Origin of the sequence: Crossiella cryophila (genome assembly GCF_014204915.1) — a bacterium.
GTDB lineage: Bacteria > Actinomycetota > Actinomycetes > Mycobacteriales > Pseudonocardiaceae > Crossiella > Crossiella cryophila.
Map to the genome: position 1 here is coordinate 2,080,122 of NZ_JACHMH010000001.1, position 13,117 is coordinate 2,093,238.

Consider the following 13,117-nt stretch of genomic DNA (forward strand, 5'->3'; position numbering starts at 1 on the left):
GGTGAGCACCGTGTCCGTGCAGCTTGACCCGGACCTGCTGGAGATCCTGGCCTGCCCGTGCCCCGCGCACGGCAAGCTGACCCCCGGCACGCCCGAAAACGCCGAGGCCGACTACCTGACCTGCACCGCCTGCGCCCGCCGGTTCCCGGTGCGCGACGGCATCCCGGTGCTCCTGCTCGACGAAGCCGAGGGCGGCCCCGCCGCCGACGGGCCGTCCGCCGCCGGGTGACCCTGGTGCTCGACGACGTCCTGCTCGACGATCCGGCCCGGCTCGCCGAGGCCGACACCGGAGGGCTGCTGCGGGCGGCCGCCTCGGCGGGCGCCCAGATGCGCTCGACCGTGGAGGCCGCGCGCGAATTCGGCCTGGACCGCCTCGCCGAGGATCGGCCGAGGGCGCTGGTGCTCCTCACCAGGCCCGGGGTCGGCCCGGCCGCGGCGGAGCTGCTGGCCGCCCTGCTCGGCCCGGCCTGCCCGGTGCCGGTGGTGGTCACCGACGTGGTGCCCACCTGGATCGGCGCGCTCGACGTGGTGATCGCGCACGCCGACGATCCCGGTGACCCGGTGCTGGCCGAGTCCCTCGACCGCGCCGCTCGCCGTGGCGCGCGCATCGTGCTCACCGCGCCCGAGGACGGCCCGGTGGCGGCGGCCGCCGCCGGCCAGGCGCTGCTGCTGCCGCCGCGGGTGCACGTGCCGCACGGCCTTGGCATGGCCCGCGCGCTGGCCGCCGGACTGCTCGCGGTCAACCAGCTCGGCCTGCTGCGCACCGACGTCGGCCAGATCGCCGACGAGCTGGACCGGGAGGCCGAACGCGACCACCCGATGCACGAGTCCTTCGTCAACCCGGCCAAGGCGCTCGCGCTGCGGCTGGCCGACCGGACCCCGCTGCTGTGGGGCCTGGACCACGCGGCGACCGCGGTCGCCGCACACGCCGCGCAGTCCCTGGCCACCTTCTCCGGGGTGGTCTCCGATGTGGCCGGGTACCCCCAGGCCGTGCTCCGGCCCGCGCTGCACCGCGCGGCCGTGCAGGCCACCTCCGGACACGACCTGTTCGCCGACCCGGACGACCTGACCGCCGGGCCGACCCCGCGGGTGCTGCTGCTCGCGGTCCGCCGCGGCCCGATCGCCGAGGCCACCCGCCGGGCCGCCGAGGACACCCTCCCCGGCGCCGACCTGGTGGCCCCCGCGGACGAGGTCACCGGCGACGAAGCTCTGTGCGCCGCGCTGCTCGCGGTGCGCTTCGATCTGGCCGCCCTGTACCTGGGGCTGGCCGCCGGCACGCTGGGCGGGCCGGGAGTGGTGTCGCCGGTCATCGCCTGAGTGCGGGCCGCGAGACCAAAACCAGGAAGCGAGAAGGAACAGTGGACCTGCTGCGCAACGCGGTGCGGCCCTACGCGTGGGGCTCGCGCACCGTGATCGCCGAACTGCTCGGGCGCGAGGTCCCGGCCCCGCACCCGGAAGCCGAGCTGTGGATGGGCGCCCACCCCGGCGACCCCTCCACGCTCCTGGGCGCGGACGGCGCGGAGACCTCGCTGCTGGCCGCGATCAACGCCGAACCCGAGTTCCACCTTGGCCCGGCCTGCGCCCGGCGCTGGGACAACCGATTGCCCTTCCTGCTCAAGGTGCTCGCCGCGGAGGAACCGCTGAGCATCCAGGCGCACCCCTCGGCCGCCCAGGCCGCCGAGGGCTACGCCAAGGAAGAAGCGGCAGGCATCGCCAGGGACGCGGGCAACCGCAACTACCCGGACCCGACCGCCAAGCCCGAACTGATCTGCGCGCTCTCGGAGTTCCACGCGCTGGCCGGATTCCGGGCCGCTGACAAGACCGTCGCGCTGCTGGCCGCGCTGGACGTGCCCGAGCTGGCCGGACACGCCCAGCTGCTGGCCGCCGACCCCGGCCCGGACGGCCTGCGCGCGCTGTTCACCACCTGGATCACCCTGCCCCAGGTCGCGCTGGAAGGACTGCTGCCGCCACTGCTGGACGCCTGCGTCCGGCACCTGCGCGCGCACGGCGAGTTCAGCCTGGAATGCCGCACCGTGCTGGAACTGGGCGAACGCCACCCCGGCGACGCGGGCGTGCTGGCCGCGCTGCTGATGAACCGGCTGGTGCTGCAACCAGGCGAGGCCATCCACCTGCCGGCCGGCAACCTGCACGCCTACCTGCACGGCACCGGCGTGGAGATCCTGGCCAACTCCGACAACATCCTGCGCGGCGGCCTCACCCCCAAGCACGTGGACGTGCCCGAACTGCTGCGGGTGCTGGACTTCTCCTGCGGGGACATGCCGGTGCTGCGCGGCGAGCAGGTCAGCCGCCACCTGACCGCCTACCCGACGCCCGCACCCGAGTTCGAGTTGTCCAGAGTGGACATCCCGGCGGGCGCCGAGGCGACCGAGGAGGTGCTGCTGCCCAGCGACGGTCCGCAGATCCTCATCTGCACCAGCGGGAAAGCCCTGCTCACCGCCGAGGACGGCACCCGGCTGGAACTGCCCCGCGGCACCTCGGCCTGGCTGGCCGCCGGTGACCCGAAAACCCGGATCTCCAGTGCCGGGGACGCGGATCTGCAGGTCTTCCGCGCGACCGCGGGGATGGACGGCTAGTCTCCCTCCCGACCATCCGGGGCAGGACAATCCGGACACGTACGCATGAGGAGTACTTGTGGCAGCAGGGGGCGGCACCAAGGCGATCGTGGCGGCATTGGTCGCCAACGCGGGGATCGCGGTAGCGAAGTTCGTCGGCTTCGCCATCACCGGCTCGTCCTCGATGCTCGCCGAAGGCGTGCACTCGGTGGCCGACACCTCCAACCAGGCGCTGCTGCTGGTCGGGCAGAAGACGGCGGCACGCAAGCCAACCGAATCGCACCCGTTCGGCTACGGCCGGGACCGGTACTTCTACTCCTTCGTGGTGGCACTGCTGCTGTTCACCCTCGGCTCGGCGTTCGCGCTGTACGAGGGCATCCACAAGCTGGAGGCCCCGGAAGGGCTGACCTCGCCGCTGGTCGCGGTGGGCATCCTGGTGGTGGCGATCCTGCTGGAGAGCTGGAGCTTCCACACCGCGATCCAGGAGTCCAAGAAGATCAAGGGTGACGCCACCTGGTGGCAGTTCATCCGCAACGCCAAGACCCCGGAACTGCCGGTGGTGCTGCTGGAGGACCTCGGCGCGCTGGTCGGCCTGGTGCTCGCACTCGGCGGCGTCGGCATGACCGTGCTCACCGGCGACCCGATCTGGGACGCCATCGGCACCCTGTGCATCGGCGTGCTGCTCGGCGTGATCGCGATCACGCTGATCATCGAGACCAAGAGCCTGCTCATCGGCGAGGGCGCCAACCCGGACGTGCTCGCGGTGATCGTGGACGAGCTGTCCACCGCCACCGTGGACCACGTCATCCACATCCGCACCCAGTACATCGGCCCGGACGAGCTGCTGGTCGCGGCCAAGATCGCGCTGCTGCCCAACCTCACCGTTGCCGAGGTCGCCCAGGCGATCAACGACGCCGAGGCCAGGGTGCGGGCCAAGGTGCCGGAGGCCCGGCTGATGTACCTCGAACCCGATCTCGATCACGCGGCCAAGGCCAAAGCCAAGGCATAAGCACCCCGCATGTCCGCATCGCCCCAGGGCTCACCTGGGGCGATGCGTCGTTTTGTGCAGAGTCACCCATACGGGCATTTCGACTTTGTAGATGACTGGCGGAAACCGTCATACGTCCGCCGGTAGGGTGAGCGCCGCCCACGACAGTGTTGTCCGGGCTGCCCTCACGGGCACAGGCGGGAGAACTTTTTCAGGAGGTTGGGCGTGCCAGGCAGTGGCTTGTGGCGCACTAAGGGCGTTGAGCAGTCGATCGCCGACACCGATGAGCCGGACACCAAGCTCAGGAAGGATCTGAACGCCTGGGACCTCACGGTCTTCGGGGTCGCGGTGGTGATCGGCGCGGGCATCTTCACCCTGGCCGCGCGAACCTCCGGTGACATCGCGGGCCCAGGTGTGACGATCTCCTTCGTGCTCGCCGCGATCACCTGCGGCCTGGCCGCGCTGTGTTACGCCGAGTTCGCCTCCACCGTGCCGGTGGCAGGCAGCGCGTACACCTTCTCCTACGCCACCTTCGGCGAGTTCATCGCCTGGATCCTCGGCTGGGACCTGATCCTGGAGTTCGCGCTGGCCGCCGCGGTGGTCGGCAAGGGCTGGTCGTCCTACCTGCAGAACGTGCTGGAGATCGCCGGGATCAAGGCGGCCACCACGATTTCCCTCGGCGGGCTGGACTTCGACTGGGGCGCGGTGCTCGTGGTCGGGGCGCTGACCGTGCTGCTGGCCGTGGGCACCAAGCTGTCCTCCAGGGTCAGCCTGGTGATCACCGCGATCAAGGTCGCGGTGGTGCTGCTGGTGATCCTGGTCGGCTTCTTCTACATCAACACCGCCAACTACACCCCGTTCATCCCGCCGGCCGCCGAGGCCGGATCCGTGGCGCACGCCGCGGGCGGGCTGGACCAGTCGCTGTTCTCGCTGATCTTCGGCGGTTCGAGCAGCACCTACGGCCTCTTCGGCGTCTTCGCCGCGGCCAGCATCGTCTTCTTCGCCTTCATCGGCTTCGACATCGTGGCCACCACCGCGGAGGAGACCCGCAACCCGCAGCGCGACGTGCCGCGCGGCATCCTCGGCTCGCTGGCCGTGGTGACCGTGCTCTACATCGCGGTGTCCCTGGTGGTCACCGGCATGCGCCCGTACACCGCGCTGGCCACCAAGGTCGGCCCGGACGGCAAACCGGTCCGCTCCACGCTGGCCTCGGCCTTCGCCGACGTCGGCGTGACCTGGGCGGCCAGCATCATCGCCGTCGGCGCGCTGGCCGGTCTGACCACCGTGGTCATGGTGCTGCTGCTCGGCCAGAGCCGGGTGCTCTTCGCCATGTCCAGGGACGGCCTGGTCCCGCAGGGCCTGGCCAAGACCGGCAAGCACGGCACCCCGGTGCGCGCCACCCTCTTCGTCGGTGGCGTGGTCGCCATCGCGGCCGGCTTCTTCGACGCGGGCCGGCTGGAGGAGATGGTCAACGTCGGCACGCTGTTCGCCTTCGCGCTGGTCTCCGCCGGTGTGCTGGTGCTGCGCAAGACCCGGCCCGACCTCAAGCGCGGCTTCCGCACCCCGTGGGTGCCGTTCGTGCCGATCGTGGCCATCCTGGCCTGCCTGTGGCTGATGCTGAACCTCACCGCCCTGACCTGGGTCCGGTTCGGCATCTGGATGCTGCTCGGCGTGGTCGTGTACTTCGCCTACGGCAAGCACAAGTCCGTGCTGGCCCGGCGTGAGCGCGAGGCCGCCACCGCCCCGGTCGGCAAGGAGTAGCTCAGTCCCGCAGGCCGAGGAGGTCGCTGGCCGCACACCAGTCGGCGACCTCCTCGGCCAGCTCGGCCTCGCTCCGCCCCGCGACCTGGAGTTCCAGCACCGGCAGCACCGAACGCGCGGCCAGCTCGCGCAGCTGCTCCTGCTCGCGGAGGAACACCGACAGATCGTCGTACTGCGCCGGATTCCCGGACACTTCCAGCCGTTCCGCCCGCGCCGCCGGGAAGGTCGACGGCTCCCGCAGGCAGAGCACCAGCCCGAAACCCAAGGGCCGCAGCCGGTCCTCGATCCAGCCGAAGTCGAACGGGCGCCCGGCCTGGTGCTGGAAGGCCGCGGTGGACAGGTGGAACCGGTCCACCAGCCACGAGTAGTACCGCTGCAACTCGAACATCCGCAGCCAGGTCGAGTAGGTCTCCCTGGCCAGCGCGGCCTCGGACTCGTCGAAGTTGATCAGCCCATGACCCCAGGGCCGGTTGGTGAACCCGCACCACTCCGCGGAGATCAACGGCGAGTGGTACCGGTACTTGCGCGGCCCGACCAGCCGGGGGTGCTCGTTGAGCGCGAAGGCCAGCTCGGTCTTCCCGGTGAGCCGGGTGCCCTCCAGGATCAGCTTGGGCGCGAGCTTCGGCGGCGGCCTCACGCCAGTGCCCGCACGACCGGGTCGAACTCGATCTCGAAGGCCTTCGGATCCTCCAGCAGCGCCCGCGAGGCCAGCAGATCCGCCGACCCCCGCTGCCAGAAGAATCGCCCCTGCACCGGCGCCACCGTGATGGTCAGCCCGAACGGCCGCACCGGCCTGCCAAGGCGATCCTCGAAGGAGTTGACGAACTCGGTGATGAACAACCCGCCGTAACGAGGCCCCTCCAGCCCACCACGCCGGGTGCGTTCCCACACCCGCAACGGTTCCAGCAGTTCCAGCGCGGCCTCGGTGAGCACCGGCCGGTCCCTGGCGTTGCGCCGCTGCCCGTAGAGCAACTCATCCAGCCAGGCCACCCACTCCCGCTCGGCGGCGGCCCGGTCGATCCGATTCGCCCCGATCACCGGCACCGACGGCTCGACCAGGGGGAAGGGATCTTCGGGAGCGCTCAGGGCCAGCGCGTCCCGAACGAACAGTGCGCCACTGAGCGCACTGTCCTCGCTGATGGAGACGGTCCACGAGGGCTGTCCGTGTTCACGCATCACGATCCAGTGTGCCGGTAGCGTGCCGCCGTGACCATCCTTTGCCTGGACGTCGGCTCGACCTGGACCAAGGCCGCGCTGCTCGGCCCGGACGGCACGCTGCTGGGCACCGCCCAGCACCCCACCACCCCGCCCGAGGTGCTCACCGGCATCAACGCGGTCACCGCCGCCCTGGACGCCGCCGAGGCCGAGGTGCTGGCCTGCTCCTCCGCCGGCGGCGGCCTGCGGCTGGCCGTGGTCGGCCAGGAACGGCTGGTCAGCGCGGAGGCGGCCTACCGGGTCGCGCTCTCGGCCGGGGCGAAGATCGTGCACGTGGCGGCTGGGGAGCTGGACGGGGCGGGCATCAGGGCGTTGCGGGCCAGTGCGCCGGACGTGCTGCTGCTGGTCGGCGGCACCGACGGCGGGGAGACCAGGGTGCTGGCGCACAACGTGGCGCGGGTGGCGGCGAACCGGTTGCGGGCGCCGGTGGTGCTGGCGGGCAACCAGGACGTGCGGGCCGCGGCCACCGAGACGCTGCGCGCGGCCGGGCGGACCGTGATCGCCACCGACAACGTGCTGCCCGACGTGGGCGAACTGGCCCCAGGACCGGCCAGGGCGGCGATCAGGGAGATGTTCCTGACCCACGTCATCGGCGGCAAGGGCCTCTCCCGTGGGCCGCGGTTCCGGCGGCTGGTCCGGGCGGTCACGCCGGACGCGGTGCTGCGCGGGGTGGCCGAGCTGGCCTCGGTGCTGGCCGAGGCCGAATCCCCGGGCGCGGTGCTGGTGGTGGACGTGGGCGGGGCGACCACCGACGTCTACTCCGCGGTGTCCACTGTGGACGAACTGGCCGGGCGCAGCACGGTCGAGCTGCCGCCGGACCGGCGCACGGTGGAGGGCGACCTCGGCATGCGCTGGTCGGCCCCCGGCGTGCTGGCCGAGGCCACCGCGGAGCGACTGGTCGAACCGGCCGAGGCCGCGGAACTGGCACCGAAGGTGCAGTTCCGGGCGGGAGCGGTGGACTGGGTGCCGACGGAGGCCGGGGACATCGCGGTGGACGGCCGGATCGCCGAGCTGGCCGCGGTGATCGCGGTGCGCCGCCATCTGCGGCTGGTCGCCGGGCGGCTGGGACCGCAGGGCATCGGGCTGCTGGTGCTCTCCGGCGGCGTCTTCCGGCACGCCGGGCCCGAACGGGTGGCCGCCACCGTGGCCACGCTGCGCGCCGATCCGGTGCTGCGACCGGTGCTGCGCAACGCCAGGGCCGTGGTGGACCAGAGTTACGTGCTCGCCCCGGCCGGCCTGCTCACCGACGCCGGACACACCGCGGCCGCCCGCACCCTGCTCACCTCGACGCTGACCTAGGGCTTCTCCAGTCCGGCCGCGATGCTCACCGCCCGGTCCCACTCCGGATCCGGCTGGTACTCCACATGTCCGAGCACCCCTGGCGCCCAGCGGCGCAACGGGAACGGGCCGCGCATCGGGTCCGGCAGCCAGTGGTCCCCGCCCAGCACCAGCGCGCCGTGCGGGCCGACCTTGGCCGCGGGCAGCGGACCGGTGCTGCCGTCCGCGCGGAAGCCCACACCCAGCATCCGGCCGTCGTAGACCTGCCGCGCCCAGGTGGTCACCGCGCCGCCGAGCGGATCGGTGCCGCGGCACAGCGACCGCCACCGCCCGCCCAGTTCGCCGTGCAGCTTGGCCAGCGAGCTGTGTGGCACCACCGCCGGGAACGCCCTCGGGTACGCCCACTGCAACTGCGACCCGGCGGTGACCAGGCCGATCCGCTCCCGATCATGCGCGGAGCAGGTCTCCAGCAGCCGGGACACCGCCACCGCGGCCAGTAAACTGCCCTGGCTGTGCCCGACCAGCACCACCCGGTTGCCCGGCGCCTTCAGGTGCTCCTCGGCCCTGGCCACCAGCTCCGGCACCACCTTCATCGCGTAACACGGCGGCACGGTCGGATGCGCCTCCCGCGGCCAGAACGCGGCCAGGTCGGCCAGCACGCCCACCTGCTTGGCCCGCTCCGGATGCCGCGCGGCCAGCCACACCAGGTACAGCAGCCCGCCGCCCAGCAGGGCCAGCGCCACCACCCCGGCCCCGGACAGCGGGGCCAGCCCGGTCGGCAGCGGCACGCCCAGCGCCTGCCCGGTCACCGAGGCCGCCGCGCCGACGCCGAGCAGTCCGGCGAAGCAGATCAGCACCTGGTGCGCGTGCCGACGCTGCCACTCCGCCTGCCGCCAGGCCCTGGCCGCGCGGGCCTCGTCCTGCGGCCGGTCCTTGTGCAGCAGCGCGACCTCTGGCGGGACGAAGGTGCCGCGCCGCTTGCGCAGCCGCCCCAGCAGCACCAGCACCGGCGCGCACAGCACCAGCGCGGTCAGCGCCACCCCGGCCGCGGTGCCCCACACCAGGGTCACCCAGCGGTATCCGTCGGGCAGCACCAGCCGCACCGGGGTCAGCACCTGCTCGAAGGTGATCGCGATCCCGGAGCCGAACCCGCCGCCCAGCAACCCGGCCAGCCCGAGCACCGGCGCGGCCATCCAGCCACCGGCCCACGGCCGCAGTCCGCGCGGCAGCTTCCGCCAGGTCGAGCGGGCCAGCAGGGCGGCTGGGATCAGCAGCAGCCCGAACAGCACACAGCACAGCCCGAGCCCGACCGCGATGCCCTGCACGGTGGCGTCGGAGGCGGCCAGCGGCCCGGACAGCTCCGGCGCGAACGCCGCCGAGGCGCCCAGCAGGGCCAGCGCGGCCAGCACCAGCATCCGCCGCGGCGCGGGCGCCAGCGCGGCCCGCAGCCAGCGCCCGGCCCGGTCCGGGTGGCTGCCGTTGGGGTCGTCCAGCAGCAGCACGCCCAGCGCGCACAGCCCGAGGATCAGCAGGGTGGTGCTCCACAGCGCGGTCAGGTCGGCCCGGAGCGGACCCAGCGGACCACCCAGCAGCAGCCAGGCCACCGTGGCCAGCGCGGCCGTGGTGTGCAGGCCGCGCAGTGCCGGGGTGTCCGGATCGGCGGCCACGCCCGCGCCCGGCAGGCTGGACATCGCGTGACCCGGCGGGTCCGCGGCCGGCTGCGGCACGGACAGCTCCCAGTCCACCCCGGAGACCCGGAACAGCACCCCGATCGCGAGCAGCACCGGCAGCAGTCCGGAGATCATCCGCAACGTGGGGGAGTCCCGCAGCCAGGTTGGCGTCAGCCCGCCCGCGCACTCCAGCGCGGGGGAGAGGCACTGCGCCGCGATCAGGTCCAGCGAGACCACCGCGAACTGCCCGATGAACAGCATGGTCAGCCCGAGCGCGGCCAGCCGGAGCAACGCCCGCAGCACCGTGCCCAGCCCCCGCGCCACCCGGGAACCCGGCGGTACGGGCGGCAGCATCCAGTGCGCGACGTTGGCCAGGGTGAACGGGAACAGCAGCGCCCAGGTGGCCTTGGCCACACCGCCGGAGGTCATCGCACCCCAGACGTAGCCCTCCACGACCCGGGAGATCGGCCGCCCGCCCAGTGACAGCGAGGGCCCGGCCACCGGCCGGTCCATCCGGTCGGCGGGCCGCACCACCCGGCCCAGTCCGTCCCCGGCCACGTCTACGGCGCTGGCAGAGCCGGTGACCGACTCCGGAGTGGCCCCCAGCACCCCCGGCACACGCAGCTCGATGACACGGGTGTCGGGACCGGGGAGAAGCACAGTCAACTCCGAACATGTGATCTTGTGGTGTCCCGGCTCACAGCGGAACCGGTGAAATCCAGCCGAGGGGTCATCTTCGGACATCGAGCTGTTGAATTACGTCATATGCCGTTCCCGGCGTGGCTGGTTGTAGGGTGGCCAGCGGATTCCCAAGACTTGGATGGAGCCGGTTCATGACCGCCGAAAGGCTGCAGACCCTCAATGGCATCGACTTTGCCGTTGCCGATCTTTCGCTGGCCGAGTTCGGTCGCAAGGAGATCCGACTGGCCGAGCACGAGATGCCGGGCCTGATGGCTCTGCGCCGTGAGTACGCGGAGGTCTATCCGCTGCGCGGCGCGCGGATCGCCGGCTCGCTGCACATGACCGTGCAGACCGCCGTGCTCATCGAGACCCTCGTGTCCCTCGGCGCGGACGTCCGCTGGGTCTCCTGCAACATCTTCTCCACCCAGGACCACGCCGCCGCGGCGACCGTGGTGGGCCCGTACGGCACCGAGGAGGAGCCCAAGGGCGTCCCGGTGTTCGCGTGGAAGGGCGAGAGCCTGGAGGAGTACTGGTGGTGCACCCGCCAGCTCTTCAACTTCGCCGACGGCCAGGGCCCGAACATGATCCTGGACGACGGTGGCGACGCCACCATGCTGGTGCACAAGGGCACCGAGTACGAGAAGTCCGGCGTCGTGCCGAACACCGAGGCGGACGACCCGGAGGAGCACCAGGTCTTCCTGGAGCTGCTGCGCCAGTCCCTCAAGGAGTCCGACACCCGCTGGACCAAGATCGGTGAGGACATCCTCGGCGTCACCGAGGAGACCACCACCGGCGTGCTCCGCCTGTACCAGCTGGCCGAGGCCAAGCAGCTGCTGTTCCCGGCGATCAACGTCAACGACTCGGTCACCAAGTCGAAGTTCGACAACCGCTACGGCTGCCGGCACTCCCTGATCGACGGCCTCAACCGCGCCACCGACGTGCTCATCGGCGGCAAGGTCGCGCTCGTCGCGGGTTACGGCGACGTCGGCAAGGGCTGCGCCGAGTCCCTCCGCGGCCAGGGCGCCCGGGTGATCGTGGCCGAGATCGACCCGATCTGTGGTCTGCAGGCGGCGATGGACGGCTACCAGGTCGGCACCATCGACAAGCTGATCGACCAGGCCGACATCATCATCACGGCCACCGGCAACAAGGACGTGCTGCTCGTCGAGCACATGTCCAAGATGAAGCACCAGGCGATCGTGGCCAACATCGGTCACTTCGACAACGAGATCGACATGGCCGGCCTGGCCCGCTACCCCAAGATCCACCGCACCAACATCAAGCCGCAGGTCGACGAGTGGCGCTTCCCGTCGGGCCGCACCATCATCGTGCTCTCCGAGGGCCGCCTGATGAACCTGGGCAACGCCACCGGGCACCCCAGCTTCGTCATGTCGAACTCCTTCTCCAACCAGGTGATCGCGCAGATCGAGCTGTTCACCAAGAACAAGGAGTACGACAAGGAGGTCTTCCGTCTGCCGAAGGCACTGGACGAGAAGGTCGCCAAGATCCACCTCGAGGCCCTCGGCGGCGAGCTGACCAAGCTCACCAAGGAGCAGGCCGAGTACATCAACGTGGACGTCGAGGGTCCGTACAAGCTGGACCACTACCGCTACTGATCCTGCCGGTCAGTTCGGGTTTTTCACGGCGGGCTCGTCCTTCGGGGCGGGCCCGCCGTTCGTTTCAGCGCCAGTCCACCGCGATCCCGGCCAGTCCCGGTCCAGCGTCCGGGAAGTACGCGCTGACCAGGGCGTCGGCCGTGCACACGAGTTCCTCCGACTCCGCGGGCACCGCGTCCTCCCGCGCGAGCACCCGCCGCGTGCACCGCGCCGGCAGCGCCTTCCGGTTGAACCGCAGCTGCAACAGATACGACGCGCAGTGCGTGCGCAACATCCGGTGGTACCCCGGCGACTCCACCCCGGTCCCGTCCGTCACCGAGTACTCGAAGACGTGCGTCTCCCCCTCGGCCAGCCGCCGGTCGAACAGCAGCTCGATCGCCAGCGCCCCCGGCCCGCCGTCCCGCCACCGCACCCGGCCCAGCCGGCAGCCCTCCTCGGCCCGGACGACCACCCGCGTCATGTCCGCGCCGTCATCTCCGTGATATACCGCCAGATACCGATACGGCCCCGGCTGCACCGCCTTGACCACCAGTTTCGACCGCACGCTGCGCTGCACCCGGTCCGCGCCGAAGGTCACCACCTCCTGCACCATCCGGACCCGCATCGAGGTGTTGCAGCGGTGCACCTCCGGTGCGGCGTCCAACTCCTCCAGCAGGTCCGCGGTGATCTTGCCGACCTCCACCAGGTCGGCGAAGGAGGTCGCCTTCTCCCGGTCGAAGCCCGGTGGCCGGTGTTGTGGGCCGACCAGCACCACCAGTGAGTCCGACGGCAGCCGCAGCACCGTCTCCAGTGCGCGCACGGTGGGCAGGGAGGCCGGCATCTCGGGGTGGCGCATGCCGCGTTGCCAGTAGCTCAGGGTGGACTGGCCGGTGTTGATGCCCAGCCTGCCCAGGTGCGCGGTGATGCGGGCCAGGGACAGGCCGCGGCAGCTGATGGCCTCGCGCAGGGCGCGGTGGAACGGGCCGTAGCGCAGTGCGTCCACCAGGCCGTCGGGAAGTTCGGACACCATGCCACTTACCTTCCAGCCGCGATTTTCACGGCCTGTGAACGTGCTGTGAACGTTCACGGTAACCACCCGGACGTGGTTGATCCAAGAGTAAACAAGGCTGGTCAGGCGGGCCGTTCACGCGTTCGCGGGACACCGCCCACCCCGGAACGGTCCTGCGTGAGGAAGAACACCAACCAAGGTCGGTTGCCGCTCAACCGTTTGCGCCCGACTCTTCCGCAACCACCGCCCGACCTGCCCACGCCAACCCTGCGGCGTGCGGTCACCGGGCGGACCGGCGAGAGGAGAGACCACCGTGTCACGGAGGTCCGAACTACGTAGAGCTGTGG

At 71.5% G+C, this 13,117-nt stretch carries 11 protein-coding genes; 7 read left to right on the forward strand and 4 right to left on the reverse strand.

Features of this window, described 5'->3' with window-relative positions:
• The first annotated feature begins 10 nt into the window (after positions 1 to 10).
• The 5 genes from HNR67_RS09805 (at position 11) to HNR67_RS09825 (ending at position 5,322) form a co-directional block, all read left to right on the forward strand.
• Complete coding sequence (locus HNR67_RS09805) at positions 11 to 229, forward strand: Trm112 family protein (RefSeq protein WP_185010431.1); 219 nt, start codon at positions 11 to 13, stop codon at positions 227 to 229.
• Positions 230 to 234: 5 nt separating this feature from the next.
• On the forward strand, positions 235 to 1,317 hold the full coding sequence (locus tag HNR67_RS09810; protein WP_185001735.1) for an SIS domain-containing protein: 1,083 nt from the start codon (positions 235 to 237) through the stop codon (positions 1,315 to 1,317).
• Between the two features lie 41 nt (positions 1,318 to 1,358).
• A complete protein-coding gene (gene manA, locus HNR67_RS09815; protein WP_185001736.1) occupies positions 1,359 to 2,594 on the forward strand; it encodes a mannose-6-phosphate isomerase, class I in 1,236 nt (411 codons plus the stop codon).
• Positions 2,595 to 2,652: 58 nt separating this feature from the next.
• A complete protein-coding gene (locus HNR67_RS09820; RefSeq protein WP_185001737.1) occupies positions 2,653 to 3,582 on the forward strand; it encodes a cation diffusion facilitator family transporter in 930 nt (309 codons plus the stop codon).
• A gap of 204 nt (positions 3,583 to 3,786) precedes the next feature.
• Positions 3,787 to 5,322 (forward strand): amino acid permease, encoded by a 1,536-nt coding sequence (locus HNR67_RS09825; RefSeq protein WP_185001738.1) that lies wholly within the window; start codon positions 3,787 to 3,789, stop codon positions 5,320 to 5,322.
• 1 nt (position 5,323) lies between these two features.
• Here HNR67_RS09825 and HNR67_RS09830 read toward each other — a convergent pair whose 3' ends face one another.
• Together HNR67_RS09830 and HNR67_RS09835 are read right to left on the reverse strand one after the other, a co-directional pair.
• Complete coding sequence (locus HNR67_RS09830) at positions 5,324 to 5,959, reverse strand: hypothetical protein (RefSeq protein ID WP_185001739.1); 636 nt, start codon at positions 5,957 to 5,959, stop codon at positions 5,324 to 5,326.
• Complete coding sequence (locus HNR67_RS09835; RefSeq protein ID WP_185001740.1) at positions 5,956 to 6,498, reverse strand: hypothetical protein; 543 nt, start codon at positions 6,496 to 6,498, stop codon at positions 5,956 to 5,958. The genes HNR67_RS09830 and HNR67_RS09835 overlap by 4 nt, the downstream gene beginning before the upstream one ends.
• 30 nt (positions 6,499 to 6,528) lie before the next feature.
• On the opposite strand from HNR67_RS09835, the gene HNR67_RS09840 reads away from it, so the two are divergent.
• Positions 6,529 to 7,836 carry a glutamate mutase L gene (locus tag HNR67_RS09840; RefSeq protein WP_185001741.1) on the forward strand — a complete coding sequence of 436 codons (1,308 nt, stop codon included), beginning with the start codon at positions 6,529 to 6,531 and terminating at the stop codon, positions 7,834 to 7,836.
• Here the strand turns inward: HNR67_RS09840 and HNR67_RS09845 are convergent.
• A complete protein-coding gene (locus HNR67_RS09845) occupies positions 7,833 to 10,145 on the reverse strand; it encodes a hypothetical protein (RefSeq protein ID WP_185001742.1) in 2,313 nt (770 codons plus the stop codon). The two genes, HNR67_RS09840 and HNR67_RS09845, sit on opposite strands and share 4 nt — an antisense overlap.
• A 173-nt stretch (positions 10,146 to 10,318) precedes the next feature.
• Here HNR67_RS09845 and ahcY point away from each other — a divergent pair, with 173 nt between their 5' ends.
• On the forward strand, positions 10,319 to 11,782 hold the full coding sequence (gene ahcY / locus HNR67_RS09850; RefSeq protein ID WP_185001743.1) for an adenosylhomocysteinase: 1,464 nt from the start codon (positions 10,319 to 10,321) through the stop codon (positions 11,780 to 11,782).
• Positions 11,783 to 11,846: 64 nt separating this feature from the next.
• On the opposite strand, the gene HNR67_RS09855 is transcribed toward ahcY, so the two are convergent.
• Entirely contained in the window at positions 11,847 to 12,791 is a 945-nt protein-coding gene (locus tag HNR67_RS09855; RefSeq protein ID WP_185001744.1) for a hypothetical protein, read from the reverse strand.
• Positions 12,792 to 13,117: the final 326 nt, after the last annotated feature.